Source organism: Phyllobacterium sp. SYP-B3895, assembly GCF_009647635.1.
GTDB lineage: Bacteria > Pseudomonadota > Alphaproteobacteria > Rhizobiales > Rhizobiaceae > Phyllobacterium > Phyllobacterium pellucidum.
The window spans coordinates 427,591-448,977 of the sequence record NZ_WJIG01000004.1; the positions used below are offsets into that span (position 1 = coordinate 427,591).

A 21,387-nucleotide genomic window follows, 5' to 3' on the forward strand; every position below is an offset into this window, starting at 1 on the left:
TGGCGCTAAAGCGATCATTGTGAATGATCGCTCGTGGGCCTTGCCAAAAAAATACCAATATCGGCTTCTTGTTGAGGAAACCGCGCTCGTAACGCTAAGGTGCAGCCTACGATTGGACGAGGAAACCCGCGCGCACCTGCAATCAGCCCACGGCCGGGTGCTGTCTATCGCCTCCGTCCAACAGCAGCTTGCGGTGTCCAGACTTGGTGACGTTCACCTCCAGTCGTACTTCACGCAGCTCTGCCAAAGTCTCGGGGCATCAATGATCCACGATCCCGAAAAACTCTCGATTGAAGTGACGGTTGATGACAGTGCCGCCAAGGCGAATGTTTCGGTCAGTCTCGGTCTCATTGTTACCGAGCTGGTGATCAATGCTCTGAAACATGCGTTTCCCGGCGATCGCAGCGGTAAGATCGTCGTCGACTATCGCTCCGAGGACACGAGATGGTCGATGTCGGTAAGTGACGACGGCGTCGGGGTTTCTTCCGATCCCAAGTTTTCAAAACCCGGCTTGAGAACCGGCATTGTCGATGCGATGGCGAAACAGCTCGATGCTACGTTTACGACCGTCGCAGGCAATCCGGGAACGAAAGTCTCGATCACTCATTCTTGATCCTCTGCTCTTCAATTAGCCCGCTCAGGGTCAATCTTCCATATTACTGAATTTGAGCTCTCGGCGGGGCCTCCTAGCGACCCCTAGTGGCGCAGAGCGGCTGTTCCGACTAGGGAGCTTAACCCGATGTAACCGTAACGTACTTGTTTCCGCTAGCAGGACGACCATCGTCAAAAGGCGGGAACGTGGGGAACGCTGTCGCTCGAACTATCGCCGGCGAAACTGTTCGGGGTGCACATGGCCTTTTATCGTACGGGATTTCTGCCCGCATCATTGGCGGCCCTTGGTATTATCTCTTCCGCGCATGCCCAAGAGAGCCCTGAGGACCTGGCGAAGAAACTGTCCAATCCCATCACGTCGCTCATCAGCGTGCCGTTCCAGGGCAACTATGACGGCGGCTACGGTCCGAACGACGGCAGCAAGTCCACGATCAATATCCAGCCCGTCATTCCGTTCACCTTGAACGAGAATTGGAACGTCATCTCCCGCACCATCATGCCAGTTGTCTGGCAAGACGACATTGCTGGACCCTCAGGAAGTCAATTCGGACTTGGCGACATAACGCAGAGCCTGTTTGTCTCGCCGAAAAAGCCGACGGCTTCCGGCATCATCTGGGGCGTTGGTCCAGTCTTTCTGTTGCCGACTGCTACAGACGATCTGATGGGTAGCGACAAGTGGGCCGCGGGCCCGACCGCCGTTGTTCTCAAGCAATCCGGGCCTTGGACCTATGGCGCGCTGGCCAACCACATCTGGTCGCTCGCAGGCGATGATGATCGTGAGGACGTGAACTCGACGTTTCTGCAGCCCTTCATTTCCAACACGACACCGAAAGCCGGGACCTTCGCGCTCAATACCGAAAGCACCTACAATTGGGAAACGGAAGACTGGTCGGTTCCCATCAAGCTGACAGTGGCGAAACTGGTGAAGGTCAAGAAACAGCCAATTCAATTGACCCCGGGCGTTCGCTACTGGGCGACAAGCCCTGACAACGGCCCTGACGTTTTGGTGCCCGCCTTGCCGTAACGTTTCTGTTTCCAAAGTGACGAAGATCGATTCAACCAATAACTATCAACAACGGGGGGAACACCATGGCATCGATACGAAGCAGAGTTTCACTGTTGGCAATTCTGATTGCGGCAGCGGGCTTGAACAACGGCAACATCGCATTCGCGCAATTAACCTCTGATGTCCCAATAGAAATCACCACGCCTGACAAGGTCGAGTCAAGTATCGGCGCGCTCGAGTTCAAAGACGGCGCACCCAGTGCGGAAACCGCCAAGAAGGTATTCGACACGCTCGATTTCACTCGTGGCCTGGACGCCTTCCTCAACAGCTATGGGGGGGCGTCGGCCTATGCGCTGCAAAAGGGATTCAAGAGTATCGGCGCAGACGACAATGCGGTCGTCATCTTTCCCGAACTGATGGACTCGAAGTCGCTATTTCTTACGGCTAACGCCGATACCATCTATTATCTCGCCGTCGTCGACCTCACCCAAGGTCCCATGGTCATTGAACAACCGCCGAAGGGTCTCGGCACCATCAACGACATGTGGTTTCAGTGGATCATCGACATTGGATTTCCCGGACCGGATCGCGGTGAAGGTGGAAGATATTTGATCGTTCCGCCGGGTTATGATGGCCCGCTTCCGGACAGCGGCTTCCACGTCGCACACTCGAAAACTAATAGGGTGCTTTATGGTGCCCGGGCTTATCTCACGGACAATGATCCGAAGCCCACTGTCGAACTGATCAAGAAGAATCTCAAGATTTACCCCTATACGCCGGGAGGCTTCGGCACGAGCATTGCCACAGCGCTCGAGGGTAAGGTCAAGCTGGCAGCGAACCCGCCTGTGCCGGACACGAAGTTCGTCGAGGCGAGCGGAAAATCGTTCAATACGATCCCTCCGAATGACTATTCGTTCTTCGAGATGATCAATGAGAACGTGCAGCAGGAGCCCGCCGATTCCTACAATCCGGAGCTTGCCGGACAACTGGCCGCCATCGGCATTGTCAAGGGAAAGGACTTCAAGCCAGACGAACGGATGAAGAAGATTCTCACCGATGCCGCCGCAGTGGGAAATGCCGCTGGGCGCTTGTTGAACTGGCGCTCCAGCGAGGTCCCCGGTTGGGCGTACTACCCCAACTCGTCCTGGGCAAACATGCTGTGGCAAGGGGGTGCCAACTTCGAAACGCCGCCCCCAATGATCACCAAGGAAGGTCTCTTTGACCCGTTGCCGCCGACAGGCGCTCGCACGCTCGATTCCAAGACAGCGTTCTACTACGGCTATACCCTCGATTCTCCCGGTATGATCATGCGGCTTCCGCGGGTCGGCTCGCAATATCTGATGGGCTTCATGGACGGCGACAAGAAATACTTTGATGGCGGCCAGACCTACAAGGTGACGCTGCCGAAGGGGATCCCGGCGGAGGCATTCTGGTCGTTTACGCTTTACGACAACCAGACGCGGTCGATGCTGGATACGCCTCAGCGGTACCCGCGTGCAGGCAGCCAAAGCTATCCTTCTCCGGCGGCCGAAGCCGACGTGGATGGCTTAACGACGGTCTACTTCGGCCCAAAACAGCCGGAAGGCGTGGCACGCGGCAATTGGATTCAGACCGTGCCGGATAAAGGCTGGTTTACGATCCTTCGCCTTTACAGTCCGCTGGAGCCGTTCTTCACAAAAGAGTGGCGCTTGAGCGAAATCGAGCCCGTAAAATAATCAATGAGCGCCAACTACACTGGAGATCATACCCATGCCTACTCTGGATACCAGAAGTGTACTGCTCTCTTCAACGATGCTCGCCATGGTGGCAACGACCGCTGGCGCCCAGGAGCGCCACGCCTATTTCGGACAGACACATCAGCATACGAGTTGGTCGCTGGATGCCTATATCATTGGCAACACAATTACCGGGCCCGCAGAAGCGTACCAGTATTCCATGGGAGAGACGATCAAGCATCCGGCGGGCTTTGACGTCAAAATCAAGACGCCGCTGGATTTTCAAGGCGTAACCGATCACTCGGAATATGTCGGCGTGATCAGGCTTGCCAATGATCCGACCTCATCGATCAGCAAGTTGCCTGTCGCCGAAAAGCTGAAGGTCACCAAAGACAACCCGGCCATGAAGATTTTCAGTTGGCTGGCGGGTACCATCGCGACCCACAAGCCAGTGACTGAATTGCTCGATCCGCAATTGGCCGGGACGGTATGGGCCCAAAACAACGCGATTGCCGACAAGTACAATAAGCCGGGAACATTCACGACGTTCTGTTCCTACGAATGGACATCGATGCCGAACAACCAAAACATGCATCGCAATGTGTTCTTCAAGGATTGTTCCAAGGTTCCGCAAACTCCGTTTTCTGCCATCGAATCTGACCATCCGGAAGACCTCTGGACGTGGATGGACAGCCAGCGCAAGGCCGGAAACGAAGTTTTGGCCATCTCGCACAACGCCAATCTTTCCAATGGCATCATGTTCCCAACCGATGTCGACAGCAAAGGCAATCCGCTCGACGCCGCCTGGGCCCAGCAGCGCATGACCAACGAGCCGCTGACAGAACTCAAGCAGGTGAAAGGCGCTTCGGAAACCCATCCTGACCTTTCGCCGAACGACGAGTTCTCCAACTTTGAAATCATGAATTACCTGATCGGCATCGATAACAGCTCTGGAAAGCTACATGGCAGCTACGCCCGCGAGGCCTACGAAAATGGTCTGGCGATGCAGGAATCCCGCGGTTACAACCCTTACAAGTTCGGGGTTGTCGGCGCGGGAGACTCCCACAATACCGTCACTGCCTACTCGCAGTCGAATTTCTTTGGCGATCATGGGTTGGTCGATGCTACGCCGGAAGCAAGGTTGGCGGGCACGGTTGCGTCCGGCATGACCATCCTGCAAACCGGAACTTCCGGGCTCACGGTGGCGTGGGCAGAAGAGAACACACGTGACTCGATCTTCGCCGCCATGCAGCGCAAGGAAGTCTATGCAACGAGCGGCGTCCGCATTCAGGCACGACTGTTTGGCGGCTGGGATTATGACAAAGGACTTCTCTCGCAAGATGATTGGGTCAAGGTCGCTTATGCGGGCGGCGTTCCCATGGGCGGCGATCTGCCCGCAGCGGACGACAAAGTGCCATCGTTGGTCGTTTCAGCCGTGAAAGACCCCGCCGACGGAAACCTAGATCGTATCCAGATCGTCAAGGGCTGGACCAAACAGGGTCAGATATTCGAGAAGGTGTTCGATGTTGCCTGGTCGGGTGACCGCCAAGTGGATCCTGTCACTGGCAAATTGCCTGCGGTCGGCAGTACGGTGGATATCACTAAATCCACCTATACCAACGACATTGGTGCCGTGGAACTCAAGGCAGTTTGGACTGACCCTGAGTTCGATGCCAGCCAGCATGCCTTCTATTATGCCCGCGTGCTGCAGATTCCCACCCCACGTTGGAGCACCTATGACGCCGCTAAGCTCGGCATCCTGCCACCGAGCAATATATCGCCTACCGTTCAAGAACGCGCCTGGACCTCGCCGATCTGGTACACCCCTTCAGCACAGGCGTTAGCCAAGGCTGATAAAGGTGTGACCGTCACCGATTTAACCAACGGAGGGGCAACGGCGCTCAATGACGACCAGCTCAAGCAATTGATCGGCAAGACGTTGAAAGTCCGCAACACCGTAACCAACCAGGAATTTCAGATTTTGTTCGGCGCTGCCGGAAAGCGCGTCATCACCGAGTTGAACGGCGGCGCGCCAAAACCGGATGATCTTTTGCAGGTGATGCACACGAGCTTGTCCGGGTCGTCGGCCGCTTACGAAATACGCGACGGACACATCGTTACCACCATCGATGGGACACCGTTCGAAGTCACCGTGTACAAGAATGGTGACAAATACGTGGGTGCGCGCAGCAACGAGTTCGGCTACGCCAACTACGAAGTTCAAAGCGTCGAACGTTGACCGCCGGGAGCCAGGTCGCGGGGGTAAGGCAATGAACCTGTTTCCTATAGCACCGGAGCCCGCAAGAGACGACTGCGACAAGCGCAGGCCGACGAAAGCGTGGCAGCGATGGCTCGGCGAGCCGCTGTTGCATTTCGCCGTCGTCGGTGTGGTCCTCTTCGGCACATATCGCGTTTTCAACTCGGAGCCGGAACAAGCAAACGATACGCAGAAAATCGCACTGACCAAGGACGATGTTCGGCAGATGGCCATCAGTTGGCTGGCGCAAGGCAGGTCATTGCCGACCGAAGATCAGCTGCGCAACCTGTTGGATCAGAAGGTCACGGAGGAGATACTCTCTCGCGAAGCCATCTCCCTGGGGCTTGATCGCGACGATCAGATCATCAAGCGCAGGCTCGCCCAGAAGATGGATTTCCTCGCCGCCGATGTGGCTTCTATCGAGGAACCCAGCGACGCGGTGCTAGCTGCCTGGTTCCTGCAACACGCCACCCAGTTTGCACTCCCACCACACGCAAGTTTCCGGCATTTGTATTTCGCGCTCGACAAACACGGTGGAGCTTCGAGAGAGGCAGCGGCAGCTGTGCTCAGTCAGATTGCGGGAAAATCGCCTGATGCGCCCGGCATACCGCAAGTCGCCGACCCCTTCATGTACCAAAACCATTATGGCGATGCCACTCCTGAACAGATGGCCAAGGAATTTGGACCTGACTACGCCACTGAGCTTTTCAAACTCAAAGCAGGATCTTGGCAAGGGCCCGTCCAGTCCGGCTATGGGTGGCATCTCGTATGGATCGACGCGATTGATCCCGGTCGGATTCCAGCCTTCGAGGAGGTCCGGCCGCAGGTAAAATCCGCATGGATTGATCAACGCTACCGGGATGTAAAACGGATCGCGTTCGAGGAGATGCGATCGCGCTATACTGTGTCACTCCCCACGATAAGCCCCGCTGACTTCCAGGACTTGCAACGGCCCATGGCCGGATCATCCCCGGAGTGGCTTGCGCAATGAACCCCTTTGGGATTTTCCTTCGTTTCTGCCGCCTCGCGCCTAGCACTGCTATGGCATTGCTTTGCCTTGTGGCAGCCGCTGCAGCGCATGAAGTCCGCCCAGCCTATCTACAGATCGATCAGATAGGTCCAAACCGATACAACGTGATGTGGCGCACCCCATTGTTGTCGGGCATGCGCTTGCCTGTTGCTTTGCGGTTTTCCGACGAGGTGAGAAACATAACGGAGCCTGCCGAGCGAGAACTGCCAGACTCAGTCGTCGAGCGCCGTGTCATCGAGACGATCAAGGGCAATCTGGCCGGCGAACACGTTGAGTTCGTGGGTCTGCAGGCAACGATCACCGACGTGTTGGTGCGCGTGCATCTACTCGGCCAACCTGTCTCGACCACATTGGTGCGTCCATCTCAACCGCGGGTTGACGTCGCCAGCCAGCCCGGACGATTGGATGTGGCCAAGACGTTTGTTATGCACGGCATCGAGCACATTCTGTTCGGCTATGATCATCTGCTGTTTGTCTTGGCTCTGATCCTCATCGCGCGCAGTTGGCGAGCGCTGCTCCTTACCGTGACCGCATTCACCTTGGCCCATTCAATCACGCTGACGCTCGCGACACTGGGCTTTGTCCATATCCCCAGACCACCTGTAGAAGCGGCCATTGCTTTCAGCATATTGCTGCTTGCCTGTGAGATTATCCGCATAAACAACGGCCAACCCAGCTTGGCAGCGAAGCGCCCGTGGTTGGTCGCCTTCGCGTTCGGACTGCTTCATGGTCTCGGCTTTGCCGGAGCGCTGGCCGATCTGGCGCTTCCTGCTGGAGACATTCCACTTGCCTTGTTGTTCTTCAACGTCGGCGTGGAGATCGGACAGTTGATGTTCATCGCAGTGGTGATCGCCGCAGTAGGATTCGCGCGGTTGTTGAGATATCCGCCCTTGGTTGGGCGGACCGCTTTCCTCACAACAACCTACGCCATCGGCGCAATGGCTTCTTTGTGGTTCGTAGAGCGGGTAGCAGCGTTTTGAATCCCAATAGTTGAGCGTCCGGTTGTGGCCCAAAGCGGACATTTTCCTTTCGTCGTGGGTATTTTTTCGTGGTAAAATCGATCAGCGGACAAACAAGCGGGGATTGGGCGGACTTTTCGAAAGAGAGGTCACCATGTTTACGACAAGCAGGCGCGCTTTCTTTAAAGCCGCGGCCGCTGGAGCTGTTGTTCCAGTTTTTCAAATCCCGTTATTGGCGTCGGAGGCAGATGCCGGAGCCGTCGAACCTTCGCTAGGTTCCTACTCGTTCGCCATTGGCGAGTTCCAAGTTACAATGCTTTGCGACGGCGTGTTCATTTTGCCGACCGACAGCTTTGCAACAAATGTGCAACCGGAAGTAAAGAAGCCGTATTTCGACGCGCACTATCTCGCGCCGGACAACGTGCGGCTTCAGGCCAATCCCCTGCTAATCGACACCGGACAAAAGCGGATCCTGGTGGATGCCGGGCTAGCCCCTGGTACTAAGTGGGCCGCGCATGCCGGTCGGTTGAGCAAGTCGCTTGCAGCTGCTGGTGTTGACCCGGGTTCGGTTGATACGGTGTTCCTTACTCATTGCCATGCCGATCACATCGGCGGGCTTATCTCCGATCCGACCGGCCAATTTCCAAAGGCTGATCTGGTCCTCTCGGAAACCGAACTGGATCTCTGGAATTCGCCGGATTATGCGTCGAAACTGCCGGATTGGGCAGCGGCAGGCGCGCCAGCGACACAAAAGGTGTTTGCGGCCCTTGGCGACCGGCTGCACCCGATCAAGGGAGGCGCAGATGTTGCAACCGGCGTTACGGCCGTTGAGACACCCGGGCATACCCAAGGCCACATGTCGCTGTTGGTGGACTCCCTCGCTGACCAATTGTTGATTACCGGGGACGCCTTAGCCAATATTCACTTTTCTTTTGATCATCCCGAATGGCAGATCAAATGGGATCACGATCAGGAGAAGGGGGTAAAAACGCGCAAGGCATTGTTGGACCGCGCGGCAAGCGAAAGACTGTTGGTGGTTGGCTATCACTATCCGTTCCCCGGCGTCGGTCACGTTGTGAAGGAAGGTATGGGTTATCGCTGGCTGCCAGCTGTTTGGATTTTCGACGGTTGAACGTCTCAACCGCGAAGAATTTCTTTTGTGCGATCGTCCGCGACGCGTCTTCATAGATCGCAACAGGAGATTCCGTTGCAGAACTTACCGAGTCGCAGAACTGTTCGAGCAGGCATGTTTGTCTGGTTTTTCGTGTTAGCGCATCGCGGCATCAACAGCGATTTTCGTGTGAACTCATGGCAGATGCAGCTCGACTGCTTGGAACGTGGCAAATGGTGTCATGGACGCGACGAGTTGTTGCGTCCGGCGAGGTCACCGACGCCATGGGTGCGGATCCAATCGGCTATATTTCCTACCATGCGGACGGTCGCATGATGGCGATGGTGATTAATCGTCATCGGCCCATGCTTAAGGGATCGAGACCTACGGATGGGCAAACGATCGCTCTTTTCGATTCCATGTTGGCCTATTGCGCGTCGTATTCACTTGAGGAAGGCAGGGTTGTTCATCATGTCGATGCGAGTTGGAAACCCGGCATGGGGCGTGTCGGATTTGATCCGGCCCTATTCGATCCATGGCGACAGGTTGATGATCGACGGCGCGCCAGGAGTAGATCCGGCGACGGGCGAGGCAGTAATGTACCGAATGGAGTTTAGGAAAGTCTGACGAGGCTGTTCGCACAACAGCCTGCGAGCGGTGCTATACTATCGTGTCTCGGAATTTGGAGTTACGATTATGCAAATCTCCCTTGAAGGCCGGAAGGTTGCTGTAGCGGGCGGCAGTCGCGGTATCGGTCGCTCGATCGCTTTGGCATTCGCGGCGGAAGGGTCGGATGTGGCGATCTGTGGCCGCAATGAGCAAAGCCTCAGCGTGGCCGACTTCGAGTTGAAGCAATTTGGATACGCTGTTTTTAGTATGGCCTGCGATCTAGGCGAGGCCCGTGCACCTGCACGCTTTGTGGCAGAAGCCGCGGGCGCGCTTGATGGTATTGACGTCTTGGTGAACAATGCGTCGGGCGTTGGCATGATGGATGACGAGATCGGTTGGCGCGCCAGCGTGAACATCGATTTGATGGCGACGGTGCGTGCTACGCAAGCCGCTATACCGTTCATGGAGAAAGCGGGCGGCGGCGTCATCATCAACATCGCATCGATTTCCGGCCTCATGGCGGTGCCGCGCTCGCTGCCTTACGCTGCACTCAAGGCGGCACTCATCAACTACACGATGGGTCAGGGACTGGCGCTCGCACCAAAGCGTATCAGGGTAAACGCCATTGCGCCGGGCTCCACGGAGTTTCCCGGCGGTGTATGGGATGACCGCAAGACTTCAAATCCCCAACTTTACCAGCGCACGCTCAACAGCATACCTTGGGGGCGGTTCGGGACGCCAGAAGAGATCGCAAATGTTGCACTGTTTATTGCCAGCGAATTGGGAAGCTGGGTTACAGGGCAGACGATCGTTGTCGATGGCGGACAGTCGCTGGTCTAAAACGCTTGAACACATAATTGGCTGCCGAGGTGACCACGATAGAGCAGGGATATTCTCCCTCCGCAAGCTCTGGGCATAGAATTGCTTGAGATCGACGCCTATGGCTGTCTCCGGAGAAGAATCGATACTTCGCTTCCCCCGCGCACGTTGGGCTTTACACGATTTCCAGTTCCAGCCCGTCGGCGGCTGCCTCACAATCTTGCAATTCGCTCACCCTTCCCAGCATGTCGGGTGACATGTGAGTCAAAATGAGTCGCTTGGCACCCATCAAGGGCAATTTCTCTCGCAACGTTGCATAATCCAGGTGAAAGCGCACCTTGCGCTCAAAGCAATATGCTTCCGCAATTAGGAGATCGGCATTGCGACTTGCGACAAGCAACGCCTCAACCCACTCCGTATCGCCGGTATAGGCCACGATCTTGCCGTTACACTCCATCCGAAGGGCCAGCGACGGGGTGCCGCTCGGATGCATAACAAGGTAGCCTGTAACACGCACGCCGGTGGACCCCAAATCGACCGGGCTCTCGTGCGGTAATTCGATTAGCTCTACAGGGAATTTGCGCTCGGCTTTGGTCGAACCGGGAAAATGAGCTTCCATCAACGCGTCAAGCCGCCCTGCCAGACCTTTCGGGCCAGCTATCAACAACGGGCGGGTTCGTCTGCTGACCAGTTGTGCATCCAAAATAAACGACGGCAGACCGCCAAAATGATCGGCGTGCAAGTGGGACAAAAGAATTGCGCCGATGTTGTTTGGGTCAACGCCGAACCGCCTTATCGAAATCATCGCGGAAGCACCGCAATCGATCAGGAAGCTTGTATCGCCGCGGTCGACCAGAAAACACGTGTTCAGGCGACCTCCCGAACCAAAGGCATCGCCGCAACCGAGGAACGTTACGTGCATTCACCAACTCTCCAGGTTGGGTCGCTCTTCTTTCACCGGAGATTAAAAGTATCTGCGTTTGAGCGTATCTCCACGGCTTCAGCGCGTCCAAGGAGGCAGACATCCGGCTGGGTCTGGCCAGTTCCAACGCAGGGAAGCTGGATGATTTGCAGACCGGGTTTTTGCGAGAATGCTCCGGCTAGTGGATACCGTCAACGAGTATTGCGCATCTGATGTTAGGGGCCGCTCGTGGCCCTATGCGGACATTCCAAAGCTGATCATTTAGATACGCGAGATTGGCCTCTCTGAAGTCGGATCATGGCGGGTACTTCGACCCCGCGCGCGACAGGATTGGACGCACATCGGGAAAGAGGAGCCCCTCCAGCTACGACGATTGCCGAGCCCCGTGACACTAGAGGACTCCCATGAAGTCGCTCAACTGGAGCGCGGGTCTTAGAGCAGACTTACGGGAGGAAGTTGAGGAGCAGCGACCGACAGTCCTCCCTGCGGAGTCGCTCGCGCAAGGCGAATGCGATGCGTGATTTGCCGATGCCCGGCTCACGCGAAAGCAACGCTACCTGACCTCTGCCAACCTTGGCGCGCCGCCAACATTCGAGGAGCAGGGCCAGTTCCTGATGGCGGCCGACGAGCGACATGAGCCCCATCCCTGCAGCGCGCGCCTCGAAGCGACCCTCGGCCTGGCTCTCGCCAATGACCAACCACGCTCGCACCGGAGTGGCGAAACCCGTGAGCACCCAGATTGGTCGGGTCGAAGAATTCACCAAGCAGCAGCCGCGTCGCTCCTGCCACGACCACCGCGCCGACCTCGGCCAGTGATTCCAGTCGTGCGGCGAGGTTCGGGGTCTCGCCGACCACCGCTGCCTCTTGGGCAAGCCCTCGCCGATGAGATCTCCCACCACCACCAGCCCAGTCGCGGCACCCACCCGGGCACCCACTGGCTCCTTGGCAGGCGTCGCCAGCTTGGCAACCGCTGCGGCTATGGCGAGTCCGGCCCGCACCGCCCACTCGGCCTCGTCCTTGTGCGCCGCGGCCAGCCGAAATAGGCCAGCACCCCATCCCCCTGAATTTCGCGACATGGCCATCCACACGCATGATGTCCATGGCCACGGCGTTTTGATACTTGCGGATCACCTCGCCATCTCTTCCGGGTCGAACTGACCTGACAACGCGTCGATCCAACCAGATCGACGAACATCACCGTTAGCTGGCGACGCTCTGCCTCCGGGCGGGGCGTTGAACCGGCCGTGGCCATGTCGGACTTGCCAAGCTCAGGGATTGCAGCCAATCCGAGCTGCCGCGGGCCCATCGGCAATTCCAAGGCCTTGAGGTCCGCATCCGATAAATGCGGGAGTACCTCTGGAGTAATCTCGTTCCTGGCGAGGCTGTGGCATATTGGGGCAAGCCCAAGGCTCGCTAGCCACGCGGCAATGTCCATGACATCCTCCGTGTAGTCCGAGGGATGCTAACATTTTAGCAGCGTGCCAGGGACTCGTTCATAGTGAGCTGCTAAAATGCCAATTTGAAAGGCAGCGGAGAGCCAATGGCTGCTGTTAGCGCGAAGTTGACATCTCATCGGGCTTCTGGCCCACCGCATCATCTGGATGTTTGTATGCACCTCGCACGTCGGGCCGTTTCTGTTTCTGCGCTACCAATGGGCGATATTATCCGGTATCCTCTCCCTGCCCGAATAGTCCGGCTGGTTGGTCGGGCGCTCCCAAGCGAGGGTTCGCTTCGAAGCGTGGGCTAATAGCACTTAGGTTGATCTCACCATCCACACTTCTACGGGCTGTGGGTCGGCGCGGGGTGCTCGGATGAAACCGAAACGACGACACTACCTCGATCTCGCAATCGCGTTTGCCATGAGCTTTGCCGCCATCGCTTCCGCCCAGCAGCCGTCAGTCCGGACGCCACGGATCGGGCTTCTTGCCTGGTGGCCTTGCGAAATGCCCTATACGAGCGAGTCTAGTGAGTTCGGACCGCTTATGCGAGGGCTTGTCGAACTCGGCCACTCGCTTGGCGAACTCAGCTTCGAGTGCCGAAGCGCGAGCAAGCACGACAGTGGCCTGGCCGCGGCGGCAGCGGAACTGGTGCAGCACCCGGTGGACGTTATCGTAACGTCATCGCAGCCGGCGGCGCATGCTGCCTACAACGCGACCCATACGATTCCGATCGTGACTATCATAAGCGGTGATCCTGTGGCGGCAGGTCTGGCGATAAGCCTTGCAAAGCCGGGCGGCAATCTCACTGGCGTCACCTACTACGCCAACGAACTCGCCGCGAAACGGTTGGAGCTTTTGAAGGAGGCCGTGCCGGAGCTCGCCACAGTCGGTATGCTTGCGAACCCGGTGGTATCCTACATACCCTTCGAAACGGATGCGAAGGATGCGGCCAATCGGCTCGGGATTGCGGTCAGCATTCAGCACGTCAGCGAGCCGGACGAACTAGACACTGCATTCTCACGCATGGAAGCTGCAGGTGTGCAGGCCGTCTTCGTGCTGCCCGACCTCATGCTGGCCTCTCAATCGTCGCGCATCGCCGCCTTGGCGATCGAGCATCGGCTGCCGACCATGGCTTGGGGTCCTTGGTTCGTTGCAGACGGCTGCCTGATGGCCTATTCGGCGAGATACCGCGAAATGGAGCATCGGCTGGCCTTTTACGTCGACCGCATTCTCAAGGGCTCCAAGCCAGGGGACCTGCCGATCGAACAGCCGACGAAGTTCGACCTGTCGATCAATCTGAAGACAGCCAAGGCCCTCGGCATCGATCTCCCGCAGACCCTATTGGTAATGGCCGATGAAGTCGTCGAGTGAGGAAGGTGTGCGGGGCTCGATCCAAATCGATGCCGCGCCGGTGCGCCGATCACTGTTCCGGAAGTACTTCATCGCCTTGTTCATCGCGGTCATTGTCCCCGTGGCTGCTAGCGGCATCAGCGATGCCTGGTTCGGCTATCGCGACCAGCGTGCCATGCTCAGTGCTCTTCTACGTGCGGAGGCAGGATCGGCAGCTGGCAAGATCCAGGGCTTTCTCGATGGCATAAAGGATCAACTCGGCTGGACGGTCCAGCAGCCCTTTACCGCGGATGCCGAGGGACAGCATCGGCTCGATGCACTGCGGGCGATGCGCCAGGCCCCTGCCATCGTCAGCATCACCCTTGTTGACGATGTCGGCGTTGAACGGCTGCATGTCTCCCGCATTGATTTGAACAGGGTGGAACGTGGATCGGATCGCTCCAACGATCCTGCTGTCGTCGGGGCGCGGTCGACGGGGATATGGTATGGTCCAGTCACTTTTCGTCACGGTTCCGAACCGTTCATGACCATGGCGATGGCCGGAAACCGCAAGGCCGGTCTCATCGTCGTCGCCGAAATCAACCTGAAGCTTATCTGGACTGTCGTCTCGGAAATTCGCATTGGTCGGAGCGGTCAAGCGTATGTTCTCGATCGGTCCAACCGGCTCATCGCCCACCCCGACATCAGCAAAGTGTTACAGGGCACCGATGCGATCACAGCGGCAGCCCTGGGCAAACTGCGAGACGAGATCGCCGGGACAAACGGAGAAGCGACTACTGCCCGCAATGCCGACAATGGTCCAGTCGCGACCGCCATGGCAATGATCCCTGGTGTCGGCTGGACGGTGTTCGTCGAGCAGGCGCGGGCAGAGGCTTTTGCACCACTGTATGCGTCATTGTGGCGAACCGGCGGCTTGCTTGTCGGGGCCATCGTCCTTGCAGCGATGCTCGCCTATTGGCTGGCCAAGCGGATGACCGGTCCCATCCGTCTGCTGGAGGAAGGCACTGACAAAATTGGTGCCGGACGGTTCGAGCACCGGATCAACATCGCCACGGGAGACGAGCTTGAGCGACTGGCAAATCGCTTCAACGAGATGGCGCAAGAACTCGCCGTATCGCGGGACCGTTCAGAGCGGATCGCGCGGCTGAGGCGTTTCCTCGCACCGCAGGTCGCGGAACTGGTGGAAAAGTCGGGCGACGAGAGCGTGCTGGCCGGCCAGCGTGCGGAGGTCGTCGCCGTCTTCTGCGATCTACGCGGCTTCACCGCTTTTTCTGCTCACGCCGAACCCGAAGACATCATCTGGGTCTTGCGCGAATACTATGAGGCCCTCGGCGCGATTATTACGCGCTACGAGGCAACACTAACCAGCTTTGCGGCGGACGGTTTGATGGTGCTCATCAACGCCCCGGTGCCGTGCGCAGAGCCGGCCCTTCGTGCTGTTAAGATGGCGATCGACATGCAGGAGGCAATTCAGCGCCTGATCGCCGAGTGGCATCGGAGCGGCCATGCGATCGGCTTCGGCATGGGACTGGCGATGGGGTGGGCGACGGTCGGCCGAATTGGATATGAAGCCCGTGTTGACTACACTGCGATCGGCCACGTCGTGAACCTGGCGTCGCGATTGTGTTCGTCCGCCGATGATGGGCAAATCCTCATTGATCAATCGTTGGCGCAATGCGTGCGTGGCAAAATTTCTGTGATCAGGCTCGGTACGCGCCACCTCAAAGGGTTCGACGAGCGAGTACCTGCATATGATGTCGGAGCGAGAAGCGTGAGGTCAAGTATCATGCCCAACCCGAATAAGGATGGCCGGACGATTTAGGTGCGCAGTGGCACAAATGGTATCAACCCGTCGCTATTGAAAGAACAGCGGTGCGGGGCTGTCGTTTAGGCGAAAGACCTCACTTCGTTAGCGTAGCGCAGCCATTTATCTGGCCGTCTTTGCTGATGCTGGGACGCGTTTTATTACCTTTTATTGGTGTTCGAGCTATGCCGACTGACTGCTTTTGGCGCTAACCCGTCGTACAGCGCATTCCTTGCAAACGTCCGCAATAGGCCCGACAGCAGACGAGCTATGAAAGGTCTTGAAAGGACATGAAATACTAATCCACCTATTGGCGTTCTCGGAGAGTTGAGTTGAGTTCCGCTGTAGCCATTATACGATCTTTCGGTACCGATACTGAACAATGCGCGTTTAGCCACACCGCGGAGCCAGCTAGCGAGTTCCAGTTGCGCGAGCTTCAGCCAGTCGGGAAAGTCGTCTGGGTTCTGATAATCACCTTCTTAAGGCCGGTGAGTGCACTGAGGTAAATTACACGGCCTACACCAGCGAATCGCGGATCCCGTCATCATCGCTGCAATCGCTGCCGAAACCGAACGCGCTCGAGCCGGGCAGGCAGACAACCCAATAAGGCGCTGAGGCTTGTCCCATGGGCCAATGAACGCGCATGATGACCCTCTAGCAACCTGAAGGACTTCCTATGCTCTTCCAGCGCCTTAAGTCCAGTGCAAACGAAGCCTATGCCGAAGAAGACTGGCACATCATGGCGTCAGCGCATGGGATCGCGTCATTCCATCTTCAACGCAGTGTGAGCACTGACTGCAACGCTATCGATTGAAGCGCGCGCCGCGTGCGACGAAGCATCTCGCGACCTATGCATTGATTTCGCGGACGCCGGCGCTGAACTGCATCGATGGGAACGATCGGCGGGCCTGAACGAAAAACGCAACACCTTGAAGCCTCAAGAAGACACCTATGAGGCTGGGCGCGCCAAATCCGTGCCATCCTCAGACTTCACTCAACGGGTTCCAAGATTTGCTCACGAGGAACCGATGGTTTTCGCGATATCTTGGATCGAATGCCCTGTTAAGTCCTTAGCGATTTCACCCAACAGTACCGTCTCGAGCTCTTTATGATAGTGCTTTCGCAGCTCTCCAAGTGCTTTTGGTGCTGCGACTATAACGAGACCCGTAATGTTTCCCTTGAGGACTCCCTGATTGAGCACGTCTGCAACGCCAGCTGCAAAGTTATCTTCGTCAGCTTGTCCTCGATCGGGATTAGCCGAGCTACTCTTGCGCCCAGCGCTTGCGTTATTGGTCTCGGTATCAACATCAGCTTCCGCAAGAGCGATGAGTTTTAGTGTTGCGTCATCACTGACATTTCGGAAAAGATTGAATTTTTCGCCGTCGGCGACAGCGACTGTCGCGCCTTTTGGAAGCTGCATATTTGAAATTCTCCTGTGGTGTCTGCTCGGTAAATGGCAAACGAACATGTGACGGCAGTATTGCCCGTAGGGAGAAAGAACAACGCGGCAACAGTGATTTGGATGCATCTATTGCAAATTGCGAGCCTAAGTATTTTTAAGTTCCGCTGGGACGCGTCGACAGAAAATGCGAGGGCGTCAATTTCTATGGATTTTGATGTTCGATGGGAGCCGTGCCTTCCGGGCCGGTCTTCAGTATGTGGGGCTATGCCCTCATGTCCCAACGTGTTGAACGGCATTGGTCTTTTGGCTTCCATTGACTTGTTGGTAATATAAGCCGACTCTCAGCTGGTCGCCAGGCATGTTATGGCCGCTGGCGTTTGAGAGATCAGTTCAAGCTCCCGCCCGACGGGAGAAATCATGTCGTTTCAAGCGCTCACTTCGGTATCAAAGGACGCCTACAGCAATCTGGACTGGCAAATTATGTCATCGGCCTACGAGCAGGCTGCGTTCATGCTGGATATCTCGGATGATCAAAAACGCCACAGCCACCGACTGGCCCGCGAAGTCATGCTCCTGTTCAACAATGGACAACGCGAAGCAGCCGAGATTGCATCACTTGCTGCTGACCGGGAACGCACCATCGTCTTCAACGCTGAGGTAAAAAAGAGTCGGAGGCGCTCAGACCGCGTCAGCGTTCCAATCACAGGAAACGGCGTGCGGAGCGGCCCCTCCAATTCGGAAAGCCAACAAACACAAGTCCAACGTTTGACTGCCACGATAACCCGTATGGCAGTGCAGTACCACGGCGGCCTCACCGCAGCCGACAAATTGACTGCAGAACGAGATTTGCTTCGGGCGATGATCGATCAAGTCCCCGACTATCTGTTTGTAAAGGATCTCGATTATCGGTTTGTTGTCGTCAATCAGGCGGTGGCACGCATCCATGGTTATAGCCACCCCAGCCAGTTGATCGGCAAAACGGATGTTGAACTGCACCCGAATGCAGTCGCGTCAGAATTCTTGGCAGTCGAGCAGGCAATAATCAAATCTGGCAGCCCGTCTATCGATATGGAGGAAGAGGTCGTCGATGCAGAGACCGGAGCAAAAACATGGCTCTCGACTTCCAAGGTTGCCCTGCACGACGATAAGAACGAAATCATCGGACTTGTTGGGATATCGCGGGACGTGACGGTGCGCAAAAATGCCGATCGTCTTCGCGACGGTCAGACACTGGTCCTCGAGATGATTGCAATGAATGCTCCTCTTGAAGATGTGCTCGACAGGATAGTGCGACTGATTGAAGAACAGCTCGAGGGCGTGTTTGGCTCGATACATCTCGTTGATAGCGATGGGGGCCACCTCAAGCACGGAGCCGCGCCAAGCCTTCCGGCGGCTTTTACCCGCGCCATTGACGGCATCGCGATCGGTCCCCATTCGGGCTCATGCGGTACCTCCGCGTATCGACATGAAAGCGTCATTGTGGCGGATATCGCCAATGATCCGCTGTGGACCGACTTCCGCGACCTGGCCGAACTTCATGGCCTGCGTTCCTGTTGGTCGACACCGATACTAACACATCAGGGTACGGTTCTGGGTACCTTTGCCATGTATTCGGGCAAGGTGCGGAAGCCGGGTTCCTTGGAAATGCGGCTTACAAAAAAGATTGTCCGGATCGCGGGCATCGCCATTGAGCGCAAGCGGGCCGAGGATCAAATAAGCTTCATGGCGCATCATGACGCTTTGACAGGCTTGCCGAACAGAATCCTACTTAGCGATCGCCTAACCCAGGCAATGTTGCACACGGCATTGCACAATCCATGGGTGTCTGTGGTCTTTGCGGACCTTGACAATTTCAAGTCGGTCAATGACAGGCTGGGCCATACGGCGGGTGACGAACTTCTCCAAATTGTCGCAAGCCGCATGGTAAGTTGCGTGAGACCGATCGATGCCGTGATGCGGCTTGGCGGGGATGAGTTTGTCATACTGTTGGTCGACTTGCCCGCAAGTACAGATGCGATCTCGGTCATCTTGCACAAGCTCATGGCAGCCATTACCGAGCCGATTACTGTCGATAGCCATGAATTTCACATCACCTGCAGCATGGGCGTTGCCACTTTTCCGCAGGATGGAACCGATGCACAGACATTGCTCAAAAACGCCGACGCAGCAATGTATCAGGCCAAGAATGGTGGGCGCGACTGCTTCCAGTTTTTCACCGCCGAGATGAACACCAAAGCCCATGAACGTTTCGCCATGCAGGATGCGATTCGCAAAGGTATCGCACGCTCAGAATTCTATTTGGACTACCAGCCTCAAGTCGATCTGCGATCGGGGCGCATTTTCGCTGTTGAAGCGTTGATTCGCTGGAGGCATCCGGTGCTCGGCGTCCTATCGCCCGACCATTTTATATCGTTGGCGGAGGAAACGGGACTGATCGTTCCGCTTGGTGACTGGGTTCTCAATGAGGCTTGCCGCCAAAACAAAGCCTGGCAGGACGAAGGGCTGGCGCAGGTCAGTGTAAGCGTCAACGTCTCGGCCCGCCAATTTCAGGAGAAGGACTGGCCGAGCCGGGTAATCCGAGCCCTGGAAGAAACGGGCCTTGAGGCGGAGTACCTGGAACTTGAACTGACCGAGAGCCTTTTGATGCGCAATGTGGATCAGGCCATTGCCACCATGAAGGAGCTTCAGGAGCTAGGGCTTCATTTCGCCATCGATGATTTTGGCACGGGGTATTCCAGCCTAAGTGCTCTTAAAAGTCTGCCTGTCTCGCGTCTGAAGATCGATCAATCGTTCGTGCGCAATCTTGCCCAGGACGAAGACGACCGAAGCATAATTTCAGCCGTTATTTCACTCGGACAGCGCCTGAACATGTTGGTAATTGCAGAAGGTGTCGAGTCGGAAGACCAACTTGCCTTTTTGCGGGAAAATGGCTGTGACGAAGGCCAAGGGTACTATTTCAGCAAGCCGATCGATCCCAGGAAGATCGCAGATTTTCTGATGCACCAAACCTGAATACCCAAAATATAGGTGTGAATTGCATGATGCCAACTGCAAACGTAAAGGCGTCGATTTGCCGGGCAATTCGCATATAGAGGACGACATCAATGCTACAAACAAGAGGATTTGCTGCTGCAGTGCTGGATGCGCTGACATCGCACATCTGTGTTGTGGACAAGAACGGGAAGATTATCGCTGTGAACCAAGCTTGGCGAAACTTCCGGGCCGCGAATTCGTTGCCTCCATATCGCTCCGACGTCGGCGAAGACTATTTGAAAGTATGTCAGAACGCCGAAGGTCCTGGTTCGCAGGAAGCTGAGGGATTTGCATTTGGCATGCAGTCTGTCCTGGTCGGAGACGCTCAGTTGTTTCAGATGGAGTATCCCTGTCACTCGCCGACAAGCTTTCGATGGTTTTTGGGACGTGTAACGCCACTGGATGTTGAACAAGGCGGTGCAGTCATCTCACACGAAAACATTACCGCGCGTAAGGAGCTTGAGATTGATTTGGCCCGCTTTGCGGCCACGGACACCCTCACAGGATTGCCCAATCGCCGCTATTTTCTGGAATTTGCAAACAAGGAAATCGCTCATAAGCGACGATTCGGTACACCGGCCTCGGTAATGATGATCGACCTCGATCATTTTAAAGCGGTGAACGACACGTTTGGGCACGCAATCGGTGACACTGTGCTGCGCTCTATCAGCAGAGCTTGCGCGGAAACAATTCGCCAGATTGATTTATTCGCACGTTTTGGCGGTGAAGAATTCGTAGCGCTGATCTCGGGTGCAACCTTGGAGGATGCCTTAATTGTCGCCGAAAAGCTGCGTAGCCGCGTGCTGGAAACACTTATACCCAACGGCGAAAGCAGCATTGGCTTAACCGCGAGTATTGGCGTGACGGAGATCTCCTTCGACGACGCTGATATTGGCGTTGCCCTAGGGCGGGCGGACGCCGCTCTGTATGCAGCAAAGCATGCGGGCAGAAATTGTGTAAAAGCTTTTTAAAGTGGACTAGACGCATTATTGCGTCGAACAATCGCGATTCGGTATTGTCGTGTAGGGGGACAAATATTCGGTATTCGCGTAAACGAGCCTCGTCCATTGGGCAGCAAGTTTCTCAAAGCGGACACAAGGCAGTGTCGCCATTGACGCAACCGCGACCTCCAGGGTGGTCGTCGGCAAGTCTGCTTTCAGGCGGTGGCAAAACTGACCTCTACGGCCGACATCAGGGCTTAGCGGTCATCGCATAGTAACGGCATTTGGCGCTAAAGCGGACATTCTGAATGATCACTCGTGGGCTTTTGCCATCGTACCAAACAAAATACGAACACTAGCTTTTTATTGAGGACACCG

15 protein-coding genes and 2 pseudogenes are annotated in these 21,387 nt (G+C 56.4%); 13 read left to right on the forward strand and 4 right to left on the reverse strand.

The annotated features are described in order from the left end of the window. Positions 1-19: 19 nt before the first annotated feature. The 9 genes and pseudogenes from GF108_RS19750 to GF108_RS19790 all read left to right on the forward strand — a co-directional run bounded on the left by GF108_RS19750 (position 20) and on the right by GF108_RS19790 (position 10,139). Entirely contained in the window at positions 20-613 is a 594-nt protein-coding gene (locus GF108_RS19750) for a sensor histidine kinase (RefSeq protein WP_153670051.1), read from the forward strand. Between the two features lie 237 nt (positions 614-850). Continuing rightward, positions 851-1,656: pseudogene (locus GF108_RS19755) on the forward strand (transporter). A gap of 45 nt (positions 1,657-1,701) precedes the next feature. Further along, positions 1,702-3,333, forward strand: coding sequence for a DUF1254 domain-containing protein (locus GF108_RS19760; protein WP_153670052.1), 1,632 nt, complete (start codon positions 1,702-1,704; stop codon positions 3,331-3,333). Between the two features lie 76 nt (positions 3,334-3,409). Next, positions 3,410-5,572, forward strand: coding sequence for a DUF3604 domain-containing protein (locus GF108_RS19765; protein ID WP_246664037.1), 2,163 nt, complete (start codon positions 3,410-3,412; stop codon positions 5,570-5,572). 31 nt (positions 5,573-5,603) lie between these two features. After that, positions 5,604-6,581, forward strand: coding sequence for a peptidyl-prolyl cis-trans isomerase (locus GF108_RS19770; protein WP_153670054.1), 978 nt, complete (start codon positions 5,604-5,606; stop codon positions 6,579-6,581). Continuing rightward, positions 6,578-7,600 (forward strand): HupE/UreJ family protein, encoded by a 1,023-nt coding sequence (locus GF108_RS19775; RefSeq protein WP_153670055.1) that lies wholly within the window; start codon positions 6,578-6,580, stop codon positions 7,598-7,600. The genes GF108_RS19770 and GF108_RS19775 overlap by 4 nt, the downstream gene beginning before the upstream one ends. A 133-nt stretch (positions 7,601-7,733) precedes the next feature. Then, positions 7,734-8,711, forward strand: coding sequence for an MBL fold metallo-hydrolase (locus GF108_RS19780; RefSeq protein WP_153670056.1), 978 nt, complete (start codon positions 7,734-7,736; stop codon positions 8,709-8,711). A 176-nt stretch (positions 8,712-8,887) separates the two neighbouring features. Then, positions 8,888-9,317: pseudogene (locus GF108_RS19785) on the forward strand (lipocalin-like domain-containing protein). A 69-nt stretch (positions 9,318-9,386) separates the two neighbouring features. Then, positions 9,387-10,139, forward strand: a complete 753-nt coding sequence (locus tag GF108_RS19790; RefSeq protein WP_153670057.1) for an SDR family NAD(P)-dependent oxidoreductase — start codon at positions 9,387-9,389, stop codon at positions 10,137-10,139. 154 nt (positions 10,140-10,293) lie between these two features. Here the strand turns inward: GF108_RS19790 and GF108_RS19795 are convergent, their stop codons facing one another. From GF108_RS19795 to GF108_RS19805, 3 genes are all read right to left on the reverse strand, one after another. Beyond that, the gene (locus tag GF108_RS19795; protein WP_153670058.1) at positions 10,294-11,040 is read right to left on the reverse strand and encodes an MBL fold metallo-hydrolase; all 747 of its coding nucleotides are present in this window, start codon (positions 11,038-11,040) and stop codon (positions 10,294-10,296) included. A gap of 443 nt (positions 11,041-11,483) precedes the next feature. Then, the gene (locus GF108_RS19800) at positions 11,484-11,750 is read right to left on the reverse strand and encodes an AAA family ATPase (RefSeq protein ID WP_153670059.1); all 267 of its coding nucleotides are present in this window, start codon (positions 11,748-11,750) and stop codon (positions 11,484-11,486) included. Between the two features lie 266 nt (positions 11,751-12,016). Beyond that, complete coding sequence (locus tag GF108_RS19805) at positions 12,017-12,475, reverse strand: SAM domain-containing protein (RefSeq protein ID WP_153670060.1); 459 nt, start codon at positions 12,473-12,475, stop codon at positions 12,017-12,019. A 376-nt stretch (positions 12,476-12,851) separates the two neighbouring features. On the opposite strand from GF108_RS19805, the gene GF108_RS19810 reads away from it, so the two are divergent. Both GF108_RS19810 and GF108_RS19815 read left to right on the forward strand, forming a co-directional pair. Continuing rightward, complete coding sequence (locus GF108_RS19810; RefSeq protein ID WP_153670061.1) at positions 12,852-13,850, forward strand: ABC transporter substrate-binding protein; 999 nt, start codon at positions 12,852-12,854, stop codon at positions 13,848-13,850. Next, on the forward strand, positions 13,834-15,651 hold the full coding sequence (locus tag GF108_RS19815; protein ID WP_153670062.1) for an adenylate/guanylate cyclase domain-containing protein: 1,818 nt from the start codon (positions 13,834-13,836) through the stop codon (positions 15,649-15,651). The genes GF108_RS19810 and GF108_RS19815 overlap by 17 nt, the downstream gene beginning before the upstream one ends. 997 nt (positions 15,652-16,648) lie before the next feature. Here the strand turns inward: GF108_RS19815 and GF108_RS19820 are convergent. Continuing rightward, entirely contained in the window at positions 16,649-17,053 is a 405-nt protein-coding gene (locus GF108_RS19820) for a host attachment protein (RefSeq protein WP_153670063.1), read from the reverse strand. A 399-nt stretch (positions 17,054-17,452) separates the two neighbouring features. On the opposite strand from GF108_RS19820, the gene GF108_RS19825 reads away from it, so the two are divergent. Next, positions 17,453-20,047, forward strand: a complete 2,595-nt coding sequence (locus GF108_RS19825; RefSeq protein ID WP_153670064.1) for an EAL domain-containing protein — start codon at positions 17,453-17,455, stop codon at positions 20,045-20,047. A gap of 92 nt (positions 20,048-20,139) precedes the next feature. Continuing rightward, a complete protein-coding gene (locus GF108_RS19830; RefSeq protein ID WP_153670065.1) occupies positions 20,140-21,039 on the forward strand; it encodes a sensor domain-containing diguanylate cyclase in 900 nt (299 codons plus the stop codon). Positions 21,040-21,387 lie beyond the last annotated feature (348 nt).